This window comes from Streptomyces davaonensis JCM 4913 (assembly GCF_000349325.1).
GTDB classification, from domain to species: Bacteria; Actinomycetota; Actinomycetes; order Streptomycetales; family Streptomycetaceae; genus Streptomyces; species Streptomyces davaonensis.
On record NC_020504.1, the window covers coordinates 4,890,242 to 4,911,245 of the forward strand.

20 protein-coding genes are annotated in these 21,004 nt (G+C 70.4%); 11 read left to right on the forward strand and 9 right to left on the reverse strand.

Annotated elements, in window-relative coordinates; all coding sequences use genetic code 11:
• Positions 1-8: 8 nt before the first annotated feature.
• Positions 9-1,004 carry a GlxA family transcriptional regulator gene (locus tag BN159_RS21505; RefSeq protein WP_015659110.1) on the forward strand — a complete coding sequence of 332 codons (996 nt, stop codon included), beginning with the start codon at positions 9-11 and terminating at the stop codon, positions 1,002-1,004.
• Positions 1,001-1,498: an LURP-one-related/scramblase family protein gene (locus BN159_RS21510; protein ID WP_015659111.1), complete on the forward strand. Its 498-nt coding sequence runs from the start codon at positions 1,001-1,003 to the stop codon at positions 1,496-1,498. Before BN159_RS21505 ends, BN159_RS21510 begins: the two co-directional genes overlap by 4 nt.
• 49 nt (positions 1,499-1,547) lie before the next feature.
• Here the strand turns inward: BN159_RS21510 and BN159_RS21515 are convergent, their stop codons facing one another.
• Positions 1,548-2,321, reverse strand: coding sequence for a carbon-nitrogen family hydrolase (locus BN159_RS21515; RefSeq protein ID WP_015659112.1), 774 nt, complete (start codon positions 2,319-2,321; stop codon positions 1,548-1,550).
• Between the two features lie 180 nt (positions 2,322-2,501).
• On the opposite strand from BN159_RS21515, the gene BN159_RS21520 reads away from it, so the two are divergent.
• Together BN159_RS21520 and BN159_RS21525 are read left to right on the forward strand one after the other, a co-directional pair.
• On the forward strand, positions 2,502-3,326 hold the full coding sequence (locus tag BN159_RS21520) for a maleylpyruvate isomerase family mycothiol-dependent enzyme (protein WP_015659113.1): 825 nt from the start codon (positions 2,502-2,504) through the stop codon (positions 3,324-3,326).
• A 141-nt stretch (positions 3,327-3,467) separates the two neighbouring features.
• Positions 3,468-4,220 carry an SAM-dependent methyltransferase gene (locus BN159_RS21525; protein WP_041819628.1) on the forward strand — a complete coding sequence of 251 codons (753 nt, stop codon included), beginning with the start codon at positions 3,468-3,470 and terminating at the stop codon, positions 4,218-4,220.
• A gap of 3 nt (positions 4,221-4,223) precedes the next feature.
• Here the strand turns inward: BN159_RS21525 and BN159_RS21530 are convergent, their stop codons facing one another.
• Positions 4,224-5,516, reverse strand: a complete 1,293-nt coding sequence (locus tag BN159_RS21530) for an MFS transporter (protein WP_015659115.1) — start codon at positions 5,514-5,516, stop codon at positions 4,224-4,226.
• Complete coding sequence (locus BN159_RS21535) at positions 5,513-6,187, reverse strand: GntR family transcriptional regulator (RefSeq protein ID WP_015659116.1); 675 nt, start codon at positions 6,185-6,187, stop codon at positions 5,513-5,515. Before BN159_RS21535 ends, BN159_RS21530 begins: the two co-directional genes overlap by 4 nt.
• A 248-nt stretch (positions 6,188-6,435) precedes the next feature.
• On the opposite strand from BN159_RS21535, the gene BN159_RS21540 reads away from it, so the two are divergent.
• Together BN159_RS21540 and BN159_RS21545 are read left to right on the forward strand one after the other, a co-directional pair.
• Entirely contained in the window at positions 6,436-7,269 is an 834-nt protein-coding gene (locus BN159_RS21540; RefSeq protein ID WP_193384339.1) for a D-alanyl-D-alanine carboxypeptidase family protein, read from the forward strand.
• Between the two features lie 75 nt (positions 7,270-7,344).
• On the forward strand, positions 7,345-8,229 hold the full coding sequence (locus tag BN159_RS21545) for a D-alanyl-D-alanine carboxypeptidase family protein (RefSeq protein ID WP_051113657.1): 885 nt from the start codon (positions 7,345-7,347) through the stop codon (positions 8,227-8,229).
• 60 nt (positions 8,230-8,289) lie between these two features.
• On the opposite strand, the gene BN159_RS21550 is transcribed toward BN159_RS21545, so the two are convergent.
• From BN159_RS21550 to pdhA, 3 genes are read right to left on the reverse strand one after another with little or no spacing between them, the layout of a single operon-like run.
• Entirely contained in the window at positions 8,290-9,666 is a 1,377-nt protein-coding gene (locus BN159_RS21550) for a dihydrolipoamide acetyltransferase family protein (RefSeq protein WP_015659119.1), read from the reverse strand.
• 10 nt (positions 9,667-9,676) lie between these two features.
• Positions 9,677-10,654 (reverse strand): alpha-ketoacid dehydrogenase subunit beta, encoded by a 978-nt coding sequence (locus BN159_RS21555; protein ID WP_015659120.1) that lies wholly within the window; start codon positions 10,652-10,654, stop codon positions 9,677-9,679.
• Position 10,655: 1 nt separating this feature from the next.
• Positions 10,656-11,807 carry a pyruvate dehydrogenase (acetyl-transferring) E1 component subunit alpha gene (gene pdhA / locus BN159_RS21560; protein ID WP_015659121.1) on the reverse strand — a complete coding sequence of 384 codons (1,152 nt, stop codon included), beginning with the start codon at positions 11,805-11,807 and terminating at the stop codon, positions 10,656-10,658.
• Between the two features lie 461 nt (positions 11,808-12,268).
• On the opposite strand from pdhA, the gene BN159_RS21565 reads away from it, so the two are divergent.
• Positions 12,269-13,264, forward strand: a complete 996-nt coding sequence (locus BN159_RS21565) for a phosphotransferase (protein WP_015659122.1) — start codon at positions 12,269-12,271, stop codon at positions 13,262-13,264.
• Between the two features lie 10 nt (positions 13,265-13,274).
• Here BN159_RS21565 and BN159_RS21570 read toward each other — a convergent pair whose 3' ends face one another.
• Positions 13,275-14,849, reverse strand: coding sequence for a protein kinase domain-containing protein (locus BN159_RS21570; protein WP_015659123.1), 1,575 nt, complete (start codon positions 14,847-14,849; stop codon positions 13,275-13,277).
• A 356-nt stretch (positions 14,850-15,205) separates the two neighbouring features.
• Between BN159_RS21570 and BN159_RS21575 the strand changes: the two genes are divergently transcribed.
• Positions 15,206-16,831: a protein kinase domain-containing protein gene (locus tag BN159_RS21575; protein WP_015659124.1), complete on the forward strand. Its 1,626-nt coding sequence runs from the start codon at positions 15,206-15,208 to the stop codon at positions 16,829-16,831.
• 69 nt (positions 16,832-16,900) lie between these two features.
• On the opposite strand, the gene BN159_RS21580 is transcribed toward BN159_RS21575, so the two are convergent.
• Positions 16,901-17,446 (reverse strand): bacterial proteasome activator family protein, encoded by a 546-nt coding sequence (locus BN159_RS21580; protein WP_015659125.1) that lies wholly within the window; start codon positions 17,444-17,446, stop codon positions 16,901-16,903.
• Between the two features lie 135 nt (positions 17,447-17,581).
• On the opposite strand from BN159_RS21580, the gene BN159_RS43225 reads away from it, so the two are divergent.
• The gene (locus BN159_RS43225) at positions 17,582-17,971 is read left to right on the forward strand and encodes a hypothetical protein (protein ID WP_015659126.1); all 390 of its coding nucleotides are present in this window, start codon (positions 17,582-17,584) and stop codon (positions 17,969-17,971) included.
• Positions 17,972-17,984: 13 nt separating this feature from the next.
• On the opposite strand, the gene BN159_RS21590 is transcribed toward BN159_RS43225, so the two are convergent.
• Positions 17,985-18,965 (reverse strand): NAD(P)H-quinone oxidoreductase, encoded by a 981-nt coding sequence (locus BN159_RS21590; protein ID WP_015659127.1) that lies wholly within the window; start codon positions 18,963-18,965, stop codon positions 17,985-17,987.
• A 163-nt stretch (positions 18,966-19,128) separates the two neighbouring features.
• On the opposite strand from BN159_RS21590, the gene BN159_RS21595 reads away from it, so the two are divergent.
• Positions 19,129-20,139 carry an ATP-binding cassette domain-containing protein gene (locus BN159_RS21595; protein ID WP_015659128.1) on the forward strand — a complete coding sequence of 337 codons (1,011 nt, stop codon included), beginning with the start codon at positions 19,129-19,131 and terminating at the stop codon, positions 20,137-20,139.
• A complete protein-coding gene (locus BN159_RS21600) occupies positions 20,136-20,984 on the forward strand; it encodes an ABC transporter permease (protein ID WP_015659129.1) in 849 nt (282 codons plus the stop codon). Before BN159_RS21595 ends, BN159_RS21600 begins: the two co-directional genes overlap by 4 nt.
• Positions 20,985-21,004 lie beyond the last annotated feature (20 nt).

Genomic DNA, 21,004 nt, shown 5'->3' on the forward strand with positions numbered 1-21,004 from the left:
AATCGCATATGGCGCAAGGATCCTCTCAGCCGCATCGCGTGGCCGTCATCGTCGATGAAGGCACCAACCCGTTCGAGGTCGGCGTCGCCACCGAGCTGTTCGGGCTGCCGCGGCCCGAACTGGGGCTGCCGGGGCCGCTGTACGAGGTGGTGTTGTGCACACCCACGCGCGCGGTGCGCATGAACCACGGGTTCTTCACGATCACCGGGACGGCGGAGCTGGATGCCGTTGACGGTGCCGACACCCTCGTCGTACCGGGGCGGCCCGACAACGTCGTACCGCGCTCCGCCGATGTCCTGGACGCCATCCGCCGCACCCACGCGCGCGGGGCGCGCATCCTGAGCTTCTGCACGGGCAGCTTCGCGCTCGCCGAGGCCGGGGTGCTGGACGGGCTCCGGGCCACCACGCACTGGATGTGGGCGGAGGCGTTCCGGGAGCTGCATCCGCGGGTGCGTCTTGAGCCGGATGTGCTCTTCGTGGACGAGGGCCGGATCCTCACCGCCGCCGGCAGCGCCGCCGCGCTCGATCTCGGGCTCTACCTCGTCCGGCAGGACCACGGCGCCGAGATCGCCAACGCGGTCTCCCGGCGGCTCGTCTTCGCCGCTCACCGGGACGGCGGGCAGCGGCAGTTCGTGGAGCGGCCGGTGCCCGAGGTGCCGGACGAGTCGCTGGGCCCGGTGATCGCGTGGGCGCAGGAGCGACTCGGCGAGCCGCTGACGGTGGCGGATCTGGCGGCGCGGGCCGCGGTGTCCCCGGCGACCCTGCACCGGCGCTTCCGGACCCAGCTCGGCACGACGCCGCTGACCTGGCTGACCGGTGAGCGGGTGGCGCTCGCCTGCCGGCTGATCGAGCGCGGGGAGGAGCGCCTCGATGTGGTGGCGGCGCGCTGCGGGCTCGGCACGGCGGCGAACCTGCGGGCGCGGCTGCGGCGCGAGACCGGGCTCAGCCCGTCGGACTACCGGCGGCGTTTCGGACCGCGTGCCGGGGAACCCCTGGTGTCATGAGATTCCTCGTACGCGACCGGATCCTCGGCATCGGTGACGACTACTGGATCGAGGACGACCGGGGCAACAAGGTCTTCCTCGTCGACGGCAAGGCCATGCGACTGCGGGACACCTTCGAGCTGAAGGACCGGCAGGGACGGGTCCTGATCGACATCCGACAGAAGATGTTCGCGCTGCGCGACACGATGGTGATCGAGCGGGAAGGCCAGTCACTGGCCACGATCCGCCGCAAGCGGCTGTCGCTCCTGCGCAACCACTACCGCGTGGCCCTGGCCGACGGCAGCACGGAGCTGGACGTCAGCGGCAAGATCCTCGACCGGGAGTTCGCGGTCGAGTACGACGGTGAGCTGCTGGCGGTCGTCTCGCGCCGCTGGCTGCACATCCGGGAGACCTACGGCGTCGATGTCGTCCGGGAGGACGCGGACCCGGCGCTGCTTATCGCGGTGGCGGTGTGTGTGATCCACCTGGCGGAGAAGGAGCGGGTGGGGGACTGACCCGCGGGCGGCCGGCTTGCGGTCGGCTTGCGGTCGGAGAACCAGGTCCTCAGAGAACCCGGTCCTTCAGTGCCGGGAACTGTTCCCGCGTCGTCGCGACCTTCCCGGGGTCGAACTCCACGGTGAGGATCTCCTCGTCCGCGCCCGCCTCGGCGAGGACCTCGCCCCAGGGATCTACCACGATCGAGTGACCTGCCTGTGGAACTCCCGCATGCGTCCCGGCCGTTCCACAAGCGAGCACGAACGCCTGGTTCTCCACCGCCCGCGCCTGAGCCAGCAGCGTCCAGTGCGCCCGGCGGCGCTCCGGCCAGCCCGCGGGGATGACCAGGGTCTCGGCGCCGGCGTCGACGAGACCGCGGAAGAGTTCGGGGAAACGGAGGTCGTAGCAGGTGGCCACGCCGAGCGTGGTCCCGGGCAGCCGGACCGTCACCAGGTCCCGCCCGGCGCCCATCAGCACGGCCTCGCCCTTGTCGAAGCCGAAGCGATGGATCTTGCGGTAGGCGGCGACCAGCTCGCCGGAGGGAGAGAAGATCAGGGAGGTGTTGTACAGCGGTCCGTCAGGGTCGCGTTCCGGAATCGATCCCGCGTGCAGCCAGACACCCGCGTCGCTCGCGGCCTTCGCCATCGCCTCGTAGGTCGGTCCTTCGAGCGGCTCGGCCTCGGTGCCGAACTCCTCGTAGGCGAAGGCGCCGGTGGTCCACAGCTCCGGCAGGACGACCAGATCGGCGCCCGCCTGCTGCCGTACGAGGGAGGCTGCCCGCACCCGGCGCGATTCGACTGATTCGCCCTCGTCTACGGTGATCTGGATCAGAGAGGCGCGCACACTACCACCGTCCTGGCATTCGAGCCGTCCAACCGGGCCTACGATCGTCACACGAAAGCACTGCCGGGGTGCCTCTCAGCAGCGTAACTTAGCGACCCAAGACACCCGCCGACAGCCACCTCCCACTGGCATCGCCGCCACCACCTGCCCGTGTACCGACCGCCGAGGGGTCCCGTTCCCGTGAGTCTGCATCCCACCCTCCAGCCCTACGCCGACGCCTGGACCCACTCCATCGACGCGATAACCGAGCTGGTGCAGCCGCTTGTGGAGGGCGAGTGGAACCGTCGTACTCCGTGTCCGGGCTGGTCGATCCGCGACGTGGTCTCCCATGTCATCGGCCTGGACTGCGAGATGCTCGGCGACCCGCGGCCCATCCACACGCTGCCGCGCGACCTCTACCACGTCACCAACGAGGCCCAGCGCTACACGGAGATGCAGGTCGATGTCCGCCGTCATCACACGGCGCCGGAGATGACCTCGGAGCTGGAGTACACGATCATCCGCCGCAACCGTCAGCTGCGGAACGAGTCCCGCGACCCGGGCACCAAGGTGCGCGGTCCGCTGGGCAGGGAGATCACCCTCGAAGAGGCCATGCGCCAGCACGCCTTCGCCGTATGGGTCCATGAGCAGGATCTGCGGGCCGCGCTCGGCCGGCCCGGGAACCTCGACTCGCCGGGTGCGCTGGTGGCCCGGGACGTGCTGCTGGCGGCGCTGCCGGAGGTCATGGCGAACAAGGCGAACGCTCCGCGGAGCTCGGCGATCGTGCTCGATGTGCACGGGCCGGTGGAGTTCCTGCGCACGATCCGGATCGACATCCAGGGTCGGGGGACGGTGGAGACTGCGCCCGCGCTGGGGCCTGCGGCGACGCTGACGATGGATTGGGAGACGTTTGTGCGGCTCGCCTGTGGGCGGGTCACGCCGGAGGCGGTCTCCGATCGGCTGAAGACGGAGGGGGATGTGGGGCTTACGGGGGCGATTCTGCGGAACTTTGCGGTTACGCCGTAGCGGCGGGCCGAGGGGGGCAGTTCTTTGTCTGCGGGCCGGCGGGGGCTGGTCGCGCCCGCGCGGCGGAGCCGCATATCGATGCAGCCCCGCGCCCCTAAAAGCATTGCCACTGCCCGGAGTTCACTGCATACGCTGCCCGTCATGACCGACACCAACACCGACGGGCCTCCCCGTCTCAGCCGACTCACCTTTCACAGCCCCCTCTCCGAGGAGCGGGCCGAGCGGATGATTCGGCGGCTTGCTGCCAATGGCCCCTCTTCCGTGCTCGACATCGGCTGCGGCTGGGGGCAGTTCATGATGCGGGTGTTGGATGCCGTGCCGGGGGCGGCGGGGGTCGGCGTCGATGTCAATGGCGAGGATCTCGCTCGTGGGCGCCGTGAGGCGGAGGCGCGGGGGCTCTCGGGGCGGGTGGAGTTCCTGGAGAAGTCCGCGCGGGACGCCGATCTCGGGCCGGCCGATCTGGTGCTGTGCATGGGGTCCAGTCAGGCGCTGGGATCGACGTCAGAGGAGGCGCTCGGCGCGCTGCGTGGACTCGTCAGTGACGGTGGGCGGGTGCTCATCGGGGAGGGGTTCTGGGAGCGGACGCCCACCCCGGAGGAGCTCGCCGGGATGTGGCCGGACGCGTCCGCTTCGGATCACCACGACCTCGCGACGCTGCTCGACCTCGCCGTGGCCGCCGGTTTCCGGCCCGAGTGGACGGAGACGGCGAACCGCGACGAGTGGGAGGAGTTCGAGTCCGGGTACCAGGCGGACGCCGAGGTGTGGCTCGCCCGGAACCCCGAACACCCGGCGGCGGCCGAGACCCGGGAGCGGCTCGACCGGCACCGGGCCTCGTGGATGACGTATCGCGGGGTGCTGGGGCTCGCCTACCTCACCCTGGTCGCCGCGCGCTGAGGTTCACGCCGGGACGTGCAGCGTCTCCACCCGGCTCGCCACCAGCCGTTCCCGTTCCCGCCGGGCCGCCCGCCTGCGCAGCCGCAGGATCTGGCTGATCCCGAGGGCCTGGAGGACGAACACGGCCGAGAAGGCGATCGTGTAGTCGTCCCCGGTCGCGTCGAGGAGGACACCGACGGCGAACAGGGTCGTCATGGAGGCGACGAATCCACCCATGTTGGTGATTCCGGAGGCCGTGCCCTGACGTTCCGGCGGGTTGGCCGGGCGGGCGAAGTCGAAGCCGAGCATGGAGGCGGGACCGCACGCGCCGAGCACCGTGCACAGCACGATCAGCAGCCACATGGGGGCACGGTCGGCCGGGTAGGCGAGGGTCGCCGCCCAGACCAGCGCGGTCGCGCCGACCGTGCCGAGGGCCAGCGGCAGCCGCGCTCCGTGGTGCCGGGCGACGACCTGGCCGTAGACCAGGCCGATCACCATGTTGGAGAGCACGACCAGGGTGAGCAGTTCGCCGGCGGTGGCGCGGGACAGGCCCTGTGCCTCGACCAGGAAGGGCAGTCCCCACAGGAGCAGGAACACCATCGCCGGGAACTGGGTGGTGAAGTGCACCCAGAGGCCGAGCCGGGTGCCCGGTTCCTTCCAGGAGGCGGCGATCTGGCGGCGGACGTAGGCCGCGCCCCGGTGCGGGAAGGGCTCCGGTTCGTGGCCCTCGGGGTGGTCCTTCAGGAAGAGCAGCAGCAGGACGAGGACGACCGCACCGGCGGCCGCGCTGCCCGCGAACGCGGCCTCCCAGCCGACGCCGTGCAGCAGCCGGGCCAGGAGCAGGGTGGAGACCAGATTGCCCGCCATTCCCGCCAGCCCCGCGAGCTGGGCGACCAACGGTCCGCGCCGGGCGGGGAACCAGCGGGTGCCGAGCCGCAGCACGCTGATGAACGTCATCGCGTCACCGCAGCCGAGCAGCGCCCGCGAGGCGAGGGCCATGCCGTACGTCGGGGAGAACGCGAAGCCGAGCTGTCCCGCCGTGAACAGCACGACGCCGATGGTCAGCACCTTCTTGGTGCCGAGCCGGTCGACCAGCAGGCCGACGGGTATCTGCATGCCCGCGTAGACCAGGAGCTGGAGGATGGAGAAGGTGGACAGGGCGGAGGCGTTGACGTCGAAGCGGTCGGCCGCGTCGAGTCCGGCGACGCCCAGGGACGTACGGAAGATGACGGCGACGAAGTAGACCGAGACGCCGATGGACCAGACGGCGATCGCGCGCCGGCCGCCCGGCGGATCGCCCGGGAGCGCGGCCGTCATCGGACCTCACCCCGGGCCAGGTGCGAGAACCAGCCGACGTGCCGGTGGACGATGCCGACGGCCTGCTCGGCGTCGCCGTCACGCAGCGCTTCGAGGATCTGCTCGTGCTCGGCGAGGGTCTTGGCGATCCGGTCGGGGTGCGAGTGCATGACCGCCACGCCCATCCGCAGCTGGCGGTCGCGGAGTTGGTCGTAGAGGCGGGAGAGGATCTCGTTGCCGCCGCTGCGGACGATCTCGGCGTGGAAACAGCGGTCGGTGACGGCGGCCGCGGCCAGATCACCGGCGGCGGCCTCGGCCTTCTGCCGGGCGAGGAGCCGCTCCAGGCGTTCGATCAGCCCGGCGGGGGCGGGGACGGCCTTGCGCGCCGCGTGCTCCTCGACCAGCAGCCGGGTCTCCACCACGTCGGCGATCTCCTGCGCCGAGACCGGCAGGACCAGGGCGCCCTTCTTGGGGTAGAGCTTGATCAGCCCCTCCGCCTCCAGGCGCAGCAACGCCTCGCGCACGGGGGTGCGGGAGACGCCGGTGGCCTCGGCCACTTCGCCCTCGGTCAGCAGGGTGCCGCCCTCGTAACGGCGGTCCAGGACGCCTTGTTTGACGTGGGTGTAGACGCGGTCGGCGGCGGGGGGCTGCTTGACGGGGGTGCCGGGGGCGGTGGTCGGGGCGGATGGCATGCGCACATCTTAGATACAACACGTACGCATGAGGAGTGCCGTCCATCATGCGGACCTCGATTCGTCCCAGCAAGCGCACAACCTTCTGTGCTACTTACGTGTCACACACTTGCGGCCCCAGCTCCACCCCCTTCAACTCGGCCGCATTTCAGGGGCATTCGACTGCATACGGGGTATTTGTGTTGAAAACCACACATCGGGGCTTCCGGGTCCGCAGGGCCGCAGCCGTCGTGGTCACGACCGGCGCGATGTTCGCCACCGGAGCTCTCACCGCGGCACCGGCGCAGGCCGTCACGGCGCCCACGGTCACAGCCAAGGGCGCGTACCTGATGAACGGCGCCACCGGCAAGACGCTCTTCTACAAGTCCCCCAACACCAAGCGGCTCACCGCCTCCACCACGAAGATCATGACCGCCAAGGTCGTGCTCACGCAGTCGAACCTGAACCTGGACGCCAAGGTCACCATCAAGAAGGCGTACAGCGACTACATCGTGTCCAAGGGCGCTTCGTCGGCCCGGCTGATCGTCGGTGACAAGGTCACCGTCCGTCAGCTGCTGTACGGGATGATGCTGCCGTCCGGCTGCGACGCGGCCATGGCCCTGGCCGACAAGTTCGGCACCGGCTCGACGGTCGCGGCCCGCACCAAGAACTTCATCGCCAAGATGAACAACAAGGCCAAGCAGCTGGGCATGACGAACACGCACTTCGACTCGTTCGACGGCATCAGCAACGGCTCGAACTACTCCACGCCGAAGGACCTGACGCTGCTCGCCCGCAGCGCGATGAAGTCCTCCACCTTCAAGTCCGTGGTGAAGACCAAGTCCTACACGGCGAAGACGATCACCAGCAGCGGTTCCATCCGCACCATGGCGGCCTGGAAGAACACCAACACGCTGCTCGGCTGGAACGGCACGCTCGGCGTCAAGACGGGCTCCGGCACGTCGTCCAAGTACTGCCTGGTCTTCGCCGCCACCAAGAACGGCGAGTCGGTGATGGGCACCGTCCTGACCTCGTCCTCTGCGGCCAACCGCACGACGGACGTGCAGAAGCTCATCAACTACGGCTACGCCAAGATCAGCTGACACCTATTCGGAGCGTTCATAGTGATAACCGGCATCAAGGGCGTCCGCGTCCGCCGCACCGCCGCCGTCGTGACCATGACCGGTGCGCTGGTCGCGGGCGGCGCCCTGGCGGCGCCCGCACAGGCCGCGACCGCCCCCACGGTCAGCGCCTCGGGCGCCTTCATGCTCAACAGCGCGACCGGCTCCACGCTGTACAGCAAGGCCGCCGACACCAAGCGGCCGATGGCGAGCACCACCAAGATCATGACCGCGCGGGTCGTCCTGGCCATCGAGGGCGTGAACCTGGACACCAAGGTCACCGTCAAGCAGGCCTACCGCGACTATGTCGCCCGGGTGGGCGCGAGCAGCGCGGACCTGAAGACCGGTGACAAGGTCACCGTGCGCCAGCTGCTGAACGCGATGATGCTGCCCTCCGGCTGCGACGCCGCCATGGCGCTCGCCGACAAGTTCGGCACCGGCGACACGGTCTCGGCCCGCACCAAGAACTTCATCGCCAAGATGAACAAGAAGGCCGCGGCTCTCGGTCTGACGAACACGCACTTCGACTCGTTCGACGGCAACTCGACGCAGAACACGAACTACACGACGCCGCGCGACCTCGCGAAGCTCACCCGCAGCGCGATGACGTTCTCGACGTTCCGCGGCATCGTGAAGAAGCCGTCGACCGTCCAGTACGCGACGACGAGCACCGGCGGCACCCGTACGTACACCTGGTACAACACCAACAAGCTGATCGGCTCGTACTCCGGCGCGACCGGTGTGAAGACCGGCACCAACACCCCGTCCGGCCCCTGCCTGGTCTTCGCCGGCACCCGTGACGGCAAGTCGGTGGTGGGCGTCCTGCTGAACGACGCCAACCGCTTCACGGACGCGGGCAAGCTGATGGACTACGCCTTCGGTACGACGACGGCGTCCACGATGCAGCTGCGCCAGCTGCCCTCGGGCGCACCGCGCGACTGACGCTTCACGGAAGCACGGAAGGGGCCCGCCACGATCGCGTGGCGGGCCCCTTCCCGTTTCCTACGCCCAGGTGATCAGCCGCTTGGGCTGTTCCAGGATCGCCGCCACGTCGGCCAGGACCTTGGAGCCCAGTTCGCCGTCGACCAGGCGGTGGTCGAAGGAGAGGGCCAGGGTGGTGACCTGACGGGGCTTGACCTTGCCCTTGTGGACCCACGGCTGGAGCTTGATCGCGCCGATCGCGAGGATCGCGGACTCTCCGGGGTTCAGGATCGGTGTGCCCGTGTCGACGCCGAAGACGCCGACGTTCGTGATGGTCACCGTGCCGCCCTGCATCGCCGCCGGGGAGGTCTTGCCCTCCCGCGCCGTCGACACCAGCTCGCCCAGGGACTCGGCCAGTTGGGGCAGGGTCTTGTCGTGCGCGTCCTTGATGTTCGGCACGATCAGACCGCGCGGGGTGGCCGCGGCGATGCCCAGGTTGACGTAGTGCTTGACCACGATCTCCTGGTTCGCCTCGTCCCAGGAGGCGTTGATGTCCGGGTTGCGCTTGATGGCGACCAGCAGGGCCTTGGCGATCAGCAGGAGCGGGTTGACCCGCAGGCCCTGCATGTCCTTGTCCTGCTTCAGCTCCTCGACCAGCTTCACGGTGCGGGTCACGTCCACCGTCACGAACTCCGTGACATGCGGGGCCGTGAACGCCGAACCGACCATCGCCGCGGCCGTCGCCTTGCGGACACCCTTGACCGGGATCCGGGTCTCGCGGGCGCCGTCGTACGTCACCACTGCGGGGGCGGGGGTGACGGGGGCCGCCACGACCGGTTCCGGGGCCTTCTGCGGGGCCGCCGCCGCGTGCACGTCCTCGCGGGTGATGATGCCGTCCGGGCCGGTCGGGGTGACCGTGGTCAGGTCGACGCCGAGGTCCTTCGCGAGCTTGCGCACCGGCGGCTTGGCCAGCGGGCGCTCCTTCACGGCCGCGGGACCGTGACCGTGGCCGTTCAGCTCGGTCTGGATCGCCGCGGACGCCTCCTGCACCGGGACCGCGGGGCCCTTGCGCGGGCGGCGCTTGGTGGAGGAGGCGGCCACGCCGTAGCCGACGAGGACCGGCTGGCGGCCCTGGGGCTGCTCCGGCTCGGGCTCGGGGGCGGCCTCGGCGGGGGCGGGGGCCGGAGCCGCGGTGCCGCCCGAGACGTCGACCGCGATGATCGACGTACCGACGTCGACCGTGGTGCCCTCGGGGAAGTGCAGCTCGCGGACCACACCGTCGTAGGGGATGGGCAGTTCGACGGCGGCCTTGGCCGTCTCGACCTCGCACACCACCTGGCCGTCGGTGACCGTGTCACCGGGCTGGACGTACCACTTGAGGATCTCGGCCTCGGTGAGGCCCTCACCGACGTCCGGCATCTTGAACTCGCGTACGGACGCTTCCGTCATCGTCGTCACGACCCTCTCCTCAGTACGCCAGGGCACGGTCGACGGCGTCGAGCACCCGGTCCAGGCCCGGCAGGTACTCCTCCTCCAGACGCGCCGGCGGGTACGGGGCGTGATAGCCGCCGACCCTGAGCACCGGGGCCTCCAGGTGGTAGAAGCAGCGCTCGGTGATCCGGGCGGCGATCTCCGCGCCGGAGCCGAAGAACACCGGTGCCTCGTGCACCACGACCAGGCGGCGGGTCTTCTCCACCGAGGCCTGGATGGAGTCGAAGTCGAGCGGGGAGACCGAGCGCAGGTCCAGGACCTCGAGGTTCCGGCCCTCCTCGGCGGCCGCGGCGGCGACCTCGAGGCAGGTCTTCACCATCGGGCCGTAGGCGGCGAGCGTCAGGTCGGTGCCCTCGCGGACCACCCGCGCCTTGTGCAGCGGTCCGGGGATCGCCTCGGTGTTGACCTCGGCCTTGTCCCAGTAGCGCCGCTTGGGCTCGAAGAAGATCACCGGGTCGTCGCTCTGGATGGCCTGCTGCATCATCCAGTAGGCGTCGGAGGCGTTCGACGGGGAGACGATCTTCAGGCCCGCCACATGCGCGAACAGCGACTCGGGGGACTCCGAGTGGTGCTCGACCGCGCCGATGCCGCCGCCGTAGGGGATGCGCACGACGACCGGGAGCTTGACCTTGCCCAGGGAGCGGGCGTGCATCTTGGCGAGCTGGGTGACGATCTGGTCGTAGGCAGGGAAGACGAAGCCGTCGAACTGGATCTCCACCACCGGGCGGTAGCCGCGCAGGGCGAGGCCGATGGCGGTGCCGACGATGCCGGACTCGGCGAGCGGGGTGTCGATGACCCGCTCCTCGCCGAAGTCCTTCTGGAGTCCGTCGGTCACCCGGAAGACGCCGCCGAGCTTGCCGACGTCCTCACCCATGACGAGGACCTTGGGGTCGGCCTCCAGGGCCGTCCGCAGCGATTCGTTGATCGCCTTGGCGAGAGCCATCTTCTCGGCCATCTCACTTGCCCCCTTCGGCGTCCGCGAACGACGCCTGGTAGGCGGCGAACTGGGCTCGCTCCTCGTCGACGAGCGCGTGCCCGTCCGCGTACACGTTCTCGAAGATGGCGAAGTGGTCCGGGTCCGGCATGGCACGGACCGCCTCGCGTACTCGCCTGCCCAACGCCTCGGACTCGGCTTCCAGTTCCGCGAAGAATCCCTCGTCCGCGTGGTTTGCGGACTCCAGGAACTGGCGAAGGCGCTGGATCGGGTCCTTGGCCTCCCAGGCCACCCGCTCCTCGTCGCCGCGGTAGCGGGTCGGGTCGTCGGAGGTGGTGTGCGCGCCCATGCGGTAGGTGTACGCCTCGACCAGCGTCGGGCCCTCGCCGCTGCGGGCCCGCTCCAGCGCCCACTTGGTGACCGCGAGACAGGCCAGCACGTCATTGCCGTCGACCCGGACGCCCGGGAAGCCGAAGCCCTGCGCGCGCTGGTAGAGCGGGACGCGGGTCTGCTTCTCGGTCGGCTCGGAGATCGCCCACTGGTTGTTCTGGCAGAAGAACACCACCGGCGCGTTGTAGACGGCCGAGAAGGTGAAGGATTCGGCCACATCGCCCTGGCTGGAGGCGCCGTCGCCGAAGTAGGCGATCACCGCGCTGTCCGCACCGTCCTTGGCGACGCCCATGGCGTAGCCGGTGGCGTGCAGGGTCTGCGAACCGATGACGATCGTGTACAGCTGGAAGTTGTTGCTGTTCGGGTCCCAGCCGCCGTTGTTCACACCCCGGAACATGCCCAGCAGGTTGGTCGGGTCGACCCCGCGGCACCAGGCGACGCCGTGCTCGCGGTAGGTCGGGAAGACGTAGTCGTCGTCGCGCAGGGCCCGGCCCGAACCGATCTGGGCGGCCTCCTGGCCGAGCAGCGAGGCCCACAGGCCCAGCTCGCCCTGGCGCTGGAGGGAGGTGGCCTCGGCGTCGAAGCGGCGGGTGAGCACCATGTCGCGGTACAGACCGCGCAGGTCTTCGGGGGTGATGTCGGCGACGTACTTGTCGTACTCGGCGTTCTTGACGCGCTTGCCCTCGGGCGTCAGCAACTGAACGAGTTCGGGCTGAGTGCTCGGGGACTTTTTGGTCCCGGCGCTGCGTCGCGGCTTGCGCGCGGCAGTGCTCTCCACGGTCACGTGTGCTCCTCCGTCGGTCCGGTCCCCGGGGTTGCCGGGTGGCCAGTGCGGCTCACCTGGTCCGACACCCGTGCACGGGGTGGGTGTCACTCGGCCGGAACAGGCGTGACAGGTGCCCCGGCGAGCGCCCTGCAACAATCACGTTACCCAGTGCGCCACATTTCTGTGAAACCCCATTTGACCTGCGATTTTGCTTGGATTTCCAAGTAAATCGCGAGGAACTCGAAGGGTGCTGGTCACAGCCTTGCAGGAGGCCGGAGCAACGGCACGTTATCCCGGCCACCCAGGTCAGAGGAAGGGTTTGCCGTCCGACGAAATTGCCGGCCGCCCGGGAACGCCCTTTCCCGAGCATCCCATGACCAAATGTGACTGACGCCGACTTTCTGTGACAACGCCCAGCTCACGGGCCCGTTTTGTGCCCTACCATCTGGCGCGTGCCGCGCCCTTGTGTACCACCCCTTGTGCATCCCGCGCCCCCGCTGGGCGCCCTGCTGCCCCAGTACGCCGCCGGATGCGCCGTCGCCTGTGAACCGGTCGACCAAGGGCTGCTGAACCGCGGCTACCGGCTCCGCACCACTCGTGGCCGCTACTTCCTGAAGCACCACTTCGACCCCGAGACGGCCGACCCCACCGCCATCGCCCGCCAGCACCGGGCCACCGAGCGCCTGGCCGGCCTCGGCGTCCCGGTGGCGCCGCCACTGCCCGCGCGGGACGGCCGTACGGTCGCGGTGATCGGCGGCCACGCCTACGCCCTGCACCCCTGGATCGACGGCCGGCACCGGCACGGCGGGCAGCTCACACCGGGGCAGTGCACCCGTCTCGGCGCGCTGCTCGGGGCGGTCCACGCGGGCCTGGAACGGGTGATGCCGCCGGAGCGGCGGGCGCCCGTGGTCGGCGCCGACCCCGCCGACACCTTCGCCCTCATCACGGACCTGCTGGCCCGGGTGCGCCGGCACCGGCCCGCCGACTCCTTCGACACGCTCGCCCGGCACCGGCTGCTGGAACGGCGGGCGCTGCTGGAACGGCACGCCGACCGGCGTCCCCCGCGCGGGGGCCCGGTGGGCTGGGTGCACGGGGACTTCCACCCCTTCAACCTGCTCTACAAGGGCGACGCGCCCGCCGCGATCGTCGACTGGGACCGGCTCGGGGTGCAGCCCCGCGCGGAGGAGGCCGTACGAGCCGCCGCGATCTTCTTCGTCCGGCCCGCGGGCACCCTGGACCTGCCGAAGGTACGGGCCTACACGCGCGCGTACCGGCGCACGGCGGGCGCCACTGCCTCGGAGCTGGCGGCGGCCGTGCACCGGGTGTGGTGGGAGCGCCTCAACGACTTCTGGATGCTGCGCTGGCACTACGAGCGCGGCGACACCCGCGCCGACCCGCAGTTCCCGGCGGCCTCGGCACTGGTGGTGTGGTGGACGCGGGAGTACGACGCGGTGTGCGACGCGTTCGTGGACTGAGCGGACGGGGTCAGTCCCCCGCGGGGTCCCCGCCCGTGGCGCCCTCGACCGTGCCGTCCGTCGGCTCCGGCGGATCCGTCGGCTCCGGGTCCGTCTCCGTCGGCTCCTCGGTCGGCTCCGTCGGCTCGGTCGCCGTGTCGGTCGGCTCCGGCTCCTCGCTGGTGGCCGTCTCGGACGGGGTGTACGTCGGCGAGGTGGACGGGGTCCAGCCCGAGCCGCCGTCCGTGCCGGTGCCGTCGTCGGTGGTGTCGTCGGTCGGCTGTGCGGTCTCGTCGTCGCTCGGCGACTCGCTGGCCGTCTCGTCGTCCTTGGACTGCGTCACGCTCGGCGACTTGGTGGTGTCCGTGCCGGGCGTCTTGTCGTCGTCGCCGTTCAGCGCGAGGGCGACGCCCGCCGCGATGGCGATCACCGCGAGCACGGCGAGGATCCACAGCTTGCCGCGGCCGCTGCCCTTGTTGCCGTGTCCCTCGAAGCCGCCGTCGTCCCCGCCGCCGTACCGGCCGCCCGGCAGGATCGGCTGCGGGATCTGCGTGGTGCCGGAGGCGTCCGCGCCCGGGTGGCCCATCACGGCCGTCTGCGCGAAGCCCGCGGACGGGGTGTGCCGGCCGTCGTGCGTGTCGACCGGGCCGGTGTTCCAGGTACCGGTGTGGCCGCCCTGGTCGTAGAGCATCTGAAGGCCGTACTGGACCAGGCCGCGCATCTCCTCGGCGGTCTGGAAACGGTCGTCGGGCTCCTTGGCGAGGGAGCGCATGACCAGGCCGTCCAGCTCCGGCGGGCAGGCGTCGGAGGCCTCCGACGGGGGCGTCGGGATGTCCTGGACGTGCTGGTAGACCACCGAGAGGGGGGTCTCGCCGGTGAACGGGGGCCTGAGCGCGAGGAGTTCGTACAGGAGGCAGCCCGTCGCGTACAGGTCGGAGCGGTGGTCGACCGCCTTGCCGAGCGCCTGCTCCGGGGAGAGGTACTGCGGGGTGCCCATGACCATGCCGGTCTGGGTCATGGTGGTGGACGCGCCGTGCAGGGCGCGGGCGATGCCGAAGTCCATCACCTTGACCGCGCCGTTGTTGGTGATGATGACGTTCGCCGGCTTGATGTCGCGGTGCACGATGCCGTGCTGATGCGAATAGGCGAGCGCCTCCAGCACCCCGGAGACGATGATCAGGGCCTGCTCGGGCCCGGGCGCCTCGGCGTTGATGAGGAGATCGCGGATGGTGCGCCCCTCGACCAGCTCCATGACGATGTACGGCACGCTCTGGCCGCCCACGAAATCTTCACCGGAGTCGTACACGGCGACGATGGCATGGTGGTTGAGGCCGGCCACCGACTGGGCCTCGCGCGTGAAACGGGCCTTGGAGACCGGGTCCTCGGCGAGGTCGGCGCGCAGCAGCTTGACCGCGACGGTCCGTCCGAGCCGGACATCCTCCGCGGCGAACACCTCGGCCATGCCGCCCCGGCCGAGTCTGCGGGTGAGCCGGTACCGGCCGTCCCCGACCAGTCCGCCGTTCCCCCACAACTCCGGCGCATCTGACATACCGCCGCCAGTCGCCTCGGGGTCGGACGGGCCCTGAGCGCGCTGCTGCTGTGCCATCGGTCCTCGCCGTCGTTTCTGCCCGCGGTGCGCGCGGTGTTGTTACGGTCTCCGTCGGCCACGCTACAGCCTCCGCGCGGGCCGCCGGTCCGGGATCGTCCCCCCGGCCGGTCCGGGACGGACCGGCCATGAAACCCGCAAGCCGGTGTGTCGTGCAAATTCTGTGTACCGGGCGTACGCCCCCTGTAACGCTTGCGCGACGCTTCTTTCGCGTACGGTCACGGAACGGGCACCGAGCTTGACGTGTCAGTGCCCTGGGGCAGACTTGGCCGGGAATAGCACTTTCGATCAACGACGGATCACCGACGGATCCACGCATATCGCCGGCGCCGACGGGCTATGGGGGACACGGAGACATGAGCCAGGACGGCGCACAGGGGCGGTACGCGGGACGGGCGTTGGCGGACGGCCGCTATCAGCTGCGCGATCTGCTCGGCGAAGGCGGCATGGCCTCGGTGCATCTCGCGTACGACGCCGTGCTCGACCGCCAGGTCGCGGTCAAGACGCTGCACACCGAGCTGGGCCGGGAGCAGGCATTCCGCGAGCGGTTCCGCCGCGAGGCCCAGGCCGTGGCCAAGCTCACGCACACCAATATCGTCTCGGTCTTCGACACCGGCGAGGACAGCCTCGACGGCATGACGACTCCGTACATCGTCATGGAGTACATCGAGGGCCGCCCGCTCGGCTCGGTGCTGGACGAGGACATCCGGCAGCAGGGCGCGATGCCCGCCGACAAGGCGCTGAAGATCACCGCGGATGTGCTGGCGGCGCTGGAGATCAGCCATGAGATGGGGCTGGTCCACCGGGACATCAAGCCGGGCAACGTGATGATGACCAAGCGTGGCGTGGTCAAGGTGATGGACTTCGGCATCGCCCGCGCCATGCAGTCCGGCGTCACCTCGATGACCCAGACCGGCATGGTCGTCGGCACCCCGCAGTACCTCTCCCCGGAGCAGGCGCTCGGCCGGGGCGTGGACGCCCGCTCCGATCTGTACTCGGTCGGCATCATGCTGTTCCAGCTGGTCACCGGACGGCTGCCGTTCGAGGCGGACTCGCCGCTGGCCATCGCGTACGCGCATGTCCAGGAGGAGCCGGTGGCGCCCTCCTCGATCAACCGCTCGCTGCCGCCGGCGGTGGACGCGCTGGTCGCCCGCGCGCTGCGGAAGAACCCGAACGAGCGTTTCCCGAGCGCCGAGGCCATGCGCGACGAGTGTCTGCGGGTGGCGTCCTCCTTCCAGGCCGCGGCGCCGAGCATCGTGCCGGGCGCGCAGACCGCCAGCGGCGCCGGTGTCGGCGCGTCGGTGTTCCCGCCGGTCGACCAGTCGACCCCGGCGCCCTCCGGCCAGGTCCAGACGCCGTACCAGCCGGCTCCGACGCCGAACCCGTACGGCGCCCCGACGCCCGCGCCCGCTCCCTCCTACGGCTATCCGCAGGCGCAGCCGGGCTACCAGACCCCGCCGTCGGCCGGGTACGCGTCGACGCCGCCGCCGTACAACCTGAGCCCGCAGACCAGCGTGTCCGGTTCCGGGGGCGGTGGCGGCGGCCGGAACAACCGGCCGGTGATCATCGGGTCGATCGTGGTGTCGGTGATCGCGGTCGGCGGTCTGATCGCCGCGCTGATGTTCAACGGCGGCACCAAGGACGACGACCCCCAGGCCGACCCCAGCAAGTCGCCCTCGGCGGTCGAGGGGCACCGGGGTCCGGACAAGACGAAGGTCATCGACACCGAGAAGTGCACCGAGCCGGTGGAGTCGTACAACGACCCCGAGAAGGTGGAGCTGCCGGACTTCACGTTCAAGAACTACGACTCGGTGCGCGCCTGCGCCCGGGCCGCGGGCTGGCAGGTCGAGCGCAAGGCCGTGGACGAGAACACCTACGGCCAGGACACGGTGATGGAGCAGTTCCCGGCGGCCGGGGAGGACATCGACCCGGAGAACCCGCCGAAGATCTCGCTCAGCGTCTCCACGGGCAACCCGGCCTGACCCGGGGACAGACGTAAAGAAGGGCCCGGCAGTCCGTGAGACCGCCGGGCCCTTCGTCGTCGCGGGTGTCTACAGGTACGGTCCGCCCGAGCGGCCGCCGGTGCGCGGGTCGTCGCCGCCCTCCTCGTGGCCGACGCCCGGCGGGAGGGCGCGGCGCATCTGCTCCAGCTGGGCGCGGGCCGCCATCTGCTGGGCGAACAAGGTGGTCTGGATGCCGTGGAAGAGGCCCTCCAGCCAGCCCACCAACTGGGCCTGGGCGATCCGCAGTTCCGAGTCGGACGGGGTCGCCTCGTCGGCGAACGGCAGGGACAGGCGCTCCAGTTCCTCGACCAGCTCCGGGGCGAGTCCGTCCTCCAGCTCCTTCACCGAGCTGGCGTGGATCTCCTTGAGGCGGACCCGGCTGGCCTCGTCGAGAGGAGCCGCGCGCACCTCTTCGAGCAACTGCTTGATCATGCTGCCGATCCGCATGACCTTCGCCGGCTGCTCGACCTGCTCCGTCACGGGAATCTCGCGGGAGTCCTCGTCCGGGTTGCCGCCACTGAGCGCCATGCCGTCCTGGCCCACGACCAGGATCTGCGGGTTCTCCGGCGACCTTTCGTTCCTCGGCATCTCCATGCCGCCATTCTCTCGCACCCCTACATCTCATCAGCGTGGTGCCCCCCGCGCAGGGTGATCCACCGTTTACGTCGGGTTCGACCCGGTGGCGGCGCCCGGAATGCCGGGCTCCTTCGCCGATGTGAGGCTTGTGCCGTGACTCCATGGCTGCGGACAGTACGGGCGACGGCACTGCTCGTCGTGCTCATGGGGGGATTCGGGGCCGGGACGGCGTACGGCGCGGAGAGCGAGCCGTCGGTGTCCCCCTCGGCGTCGGCGTCCCGGGCGGGGAGCGGGGCCGGGGAGGGGCGGGAGCGGCCCGGACGGCCCTATACGGGGCTGCCCGAAGCCGAGGAGGAGGAACCCGTGGCGGCCTCCCCCGCACCCCCGGAACCCGTCGCCCCGCACTCCGAGGCACCCGCGCGGGGCGCCGCCGTACCGACCGGGCCCGTGCTCGAGGTACTGCCCCTGGGCAGCGGTCTGGTGCTGATCGGACTCGGCCTGGGGCTGGCCTTCGTGGGCCTGCGACTGCGGCGCACCGACTAGGGCCTGCCCGGGCTCAGGGCGTGACCAGCAGGACCTTGCCGACGTGCCCGCTCTCCTCCACCACCCGGTGCGCGGCCGCCGCGTCGCTCATCGGGATCTCCCGGTCGACGACCGGACGCACATGGCCGCCGTCGAGCAACGGCCACACATGCTCCCTTACGGCCGCGACGATCGCCGTCTTCTCGGCCAGCGGGCGGGCCCGCAGCGAGGTCGCGCTGATGGCGGCGCGCTTGTTCAGCAGGGCGGCGAGATTCAGCTCGCCCTTGACGCCGCCCTGGAGGCCGATGATCGCGAGGCGGCCGTTGACGGCGAGGGTGCGGACATTGCGGTCCAGGTACTTGGCGCCCATGTTGTCGAGGATGACGTCGGCGCCCGCGCCGTCGGTGGCCTTCGCGAGCTCCTCGACGAAGTCCTGCTCCCTGTAATTGACCAGGATGTCCGCGCCCAGCTCCGCGCACCGGTCCAGCTTCTGACGGGTACCGGCGGTGACCGCGACCTTGGCACCGACGGCCTTCGCGAGCTGGATCGCCATGGTGCCGATGCCGCTGGAGCCACCGTGCACCAGCAGGGTCTCGCCCGGACGCAGGTGGGAGATCATGAAGACGTTCGACCACACCGTGCAGACCACCTCGGGCAGCGCCGCGGCCTGCACCAGGCCGACGCCCTTGGGCACCGGCAGCACCTGCCCGGCCGGGACGACGACCTTCTCGGCATAACCGCCGCCCGCGAGCAGCGCGCACACCTCGTCGCCGACGGCCCAGCCGGAGACTCCGGGGCCGAGCGCGCCGATCCGCCCTGAGCACTCCAGGCCCGGGTAGGGGGACGCGCCGGGCGGGGGGTTGTAGAAGCCCTGCCGCTGAAGGAGGTCGGCCCGGTTCACGGCGCTCGCCGCCACCTCGATGAGGACCTCGCCCTCGCCGGGCACCGGATCGGGGACCTCCGCCCACACCAGCGCCTCGGGTCCACCGGGTTCGTCGATCGTGATCGCATGCATGGGGGCGACGCTACTCCTCGGTCCCAGCCCCTCCGCCGATGGTCCCTGCCCGCCTCGGTCCTTGGTCCGGTTCCCCCGAAAAACCCTGTGCGGGACCGATGAGTTCGGGCGACGGTGAAGGTCTCCCCATGCGTAACCCACGTACGCGGAAGGACATCCCACCATGAGCCAGCACACGCCGGCCCTGGCCATCGAGACCGCGGGCCTGGTGAAGACGTTCGGCGAGACCAGGGCCGTCGACGGAGTCGATCTGGCGGTGCCGGCCGGCACGGTCTACGGCGTCCTCGGGCCGAACGGCGCCGGAAAGACCACCACCGTGAAGATGCTCGCCACCCTGCTGCGCCCGGACGGCGGTGAGGCCCATGTGTTCGGCCACGACGTCGTGCGCGAGGCCGACGAGGTGCGCGGCCGGGTCAGCCTGACCGGCCAGTACGCCTCCGTGGACGAGGACCTCACCGGCACCGAGAACCTGATCCTGCTGGGCCGTCTGCTCGGCCACTCCAAGCCGGCCGCGCGCATCCGCAGCGAACAGCTCCTGGAGGCCTTCGGGCTCAGCGAGGCGGCGGCCAAGCAGGTCAAGCACTACTCGGGCGGGATGCGGCGCCGGATCGACATCGCCGCGTCCATCCTCAACACGCCCGATCTGCTCTTCCTCGACGAGCCGACGACCGGGCTCGACCCGCGCAGCCGCAACCAGGTGTGGGACATCGTGCGCGCGGTGGTCGCCCAGGGCACGACGGTGCTGCTGACCACGCAGTATCTGGACGAGGCCGACCAGCTCGCCTCCCGGATCGCGGTCATCGACCACGGCCGGGTGATCGCCGAGGGCACCAAGGGCGAGCTGAAGGCGTCCGTGGGCGCCGGATCGGTCCATCTGCGGCTGCGCGATCCCGGCCGGCGGCCGGACGCCGAGCGGGTGCTGCGGACGGCGCTGACCGCGGACGTGACGCTGGAGCACGACCCGGTGGCGCTGACCGCCCGGCTGTCCTCCGCGGCCGGTGACAGCGCGGCGGAGCAGGCCTCGCGGGCGCTCGCCGAGCTGGCCCGGACCGGCATCACCGTCGACAACTTCTCCCTGGGCCAGCCCAGCCTGGACGAGGTCTTCCTCGCCCTCACCGGACACGACACCGGCCAGGACACCGGCCACGGCAGCAAGGACGAGGTGGCGGCATGAGCACCGCGACAACCCCCGAGGCCAAGGAACTCGCCCCGGTCAGCACCGAGTCGCTCGCCGAGCTGCTCGTCACCGGGGAGCGGCCGCCACGGCCGAGCGCGCTGTCGGCCTCGCTGACCTTCGGCTGGCGGGCGATGCTGAAGATCAAGCATGTGCCGGAGCAGCTCTTCGACGTCACCGCGTTCCCGATCATGATGGTGCTGATGTACACCTACCTCTTCGGGGGCGCCCTGGCCGGGTCCCCGGAGGAGTACATCCAGTTCCTGCTGCCGGGCATCCTGGTGATGTCGGTCGTGATGATCACGATGTACACCGGTGTATCGGTCAACACGGACATCGAGAAGGGTGTCTTCGACCGGTTCCGGTCGCTGCCCATCTGGCGGCCGTCGACGATGGTCGGCTATCTCCTGGGCGACGCCGTGCGCTACACCCTCGCCTCCGCGGTGATGCTCACCGTCGGCATCATCATCGGCTACCGGCCGGACGGCGGGATCGTGGGCGTGCTCGCCGGGATCGCGCTGCTGGTGGTGTTCTCGTTCGCGTTCTCGTGGATCTGGACGATGTTCGGGCTGCTGCTGCGCACCGAGAAGTCGGTGATGGGCGTCAGCATGATGGTGATCTTCCCGCTGACCTTCCTGTCCAACGTGTTCGTCGACCCGAGGACCATGCCGGGCTGGCTCCAGGCCTTCGTCAACAACAGCCCCATCACCCATCTGTCCTCCGCGGTGCGGGAGCTGATGGCGGGTGACTGGCCGGCCGACGAGATCGCCTGGACGCTGGGCTGGGCCGCGGTGCTGATCCTGGTCTTCGGGCCGATCACGATGCGGCTGTACAACCGCAAGTAGCCGGAAGCTCCTATAGATCG

What these genes read in the sequence shown, in the direction of transcription:
- BN159_RS21505 (WP_015659110.1), top strand. Translation starts at nt 9, where the DNA reads ATGGCGCAAGGATCCTCTCAGCCGCATCGCGTGGCCGTCATCGTCGAT.
- BN159_RS21510 (WP_015659111.1), top strand. Translation starts at nt 1,001, where the DNA reads ATGAGATTCCTCGTACGCGACCGGATCCTCGGCATCGGTGACGACTAC.
- BN159_RS21525 (WP_041819628.1), top strand. Translation starts at nt 3,468, where the DNA reads ATGACCGACACCAACACCGACGGGCCTCCCCGTCTCAGCCGACTCACC.
- BN159_RS21530 (WP_015659115.1), bottom strand. Translation starts at nt 5,516, where the DNA reads ATGACGGCCGCGCTCCCGGGCGATCCGCCGGGCGGCCGGCGCGCGATC.
- BN159_RS21535 (WP_015659116.1), bottom strand. Translation starts at nt 6,187, where the DNA reads ATGCCATCCGCCCCGACCACCGCCCCCGGCACCCCCGTCAAGCAGCCC.
- BN159_RS21540 (WP_193384339.1), top strand. Translation starts at nt 6,436, where the DNA reads ATGTTCGCCACCGGAGCTCTCACCGCGGCACCGGCGCAGGCCGTCACG.
- BN159_RS21545 (WP_051113657.1), top strand. Translation starts at nt 7,345, where the DNA reads ATGACCGGTGCGCTGGTCGCGGGCGGCGCCCTGGCGGCGCCCGCACAG.
- BN159_RS21555 (WP_015659120.1), bottom strand. Translation starts at nt 10,654, where the DNA reads ATGGCCGAGAAGATGGCTCTCGCCAAGGCGATCAACGAATCGCTGCGG.
- BN159_RS21570 (WP_015659123.1), bottom strand. Translation starts at nt 14,849, where the DNA reads ATGGCACAGCAGCAGCGCGCTCAGGGCCCGTCCGACCCCGAGGCGACT.
- BN159_RS21575 (WP_015659124.1), top strand. Translation starts at nt 15,206, where the DNA reads ATGAGCCAGGACGGCGCACAGGGGCGGTACGCGGGACGGGCGTTGGCG.
- BN159_RS21580 (WP_015659125.1), bottom strand. Translation starts at nt 17,446, where the DNA reads ATGGAGATGCCGAGGAACGAAAGGTCGCCGGAGAACCCGCAGATCCTG.
- BN159_RS21590 (WP_015659127.1), bottom strand. Translation starts at nt 18,965, where the DNA reads ATGCATGCGATCACGATCGACGAACCCGGTGGACCCGAGGCGCTGGTG.
- BN159_RS21595 (WP_015659128.1), top strand. Translation starts at nt 19,129, where the DNA reads ATGAGCCAGCACACGCCGGCCCTGGCCATCGAGACCGCGGGCCTGGTG.
- BN159_RS21600 (WP_015659129.1), top strand. Translation starts at nt 20,136, where the DNA reads ATGAGCACCGCGACAACCCCCGAGGCCAAGGAACTCGCCCCGGTCAGC.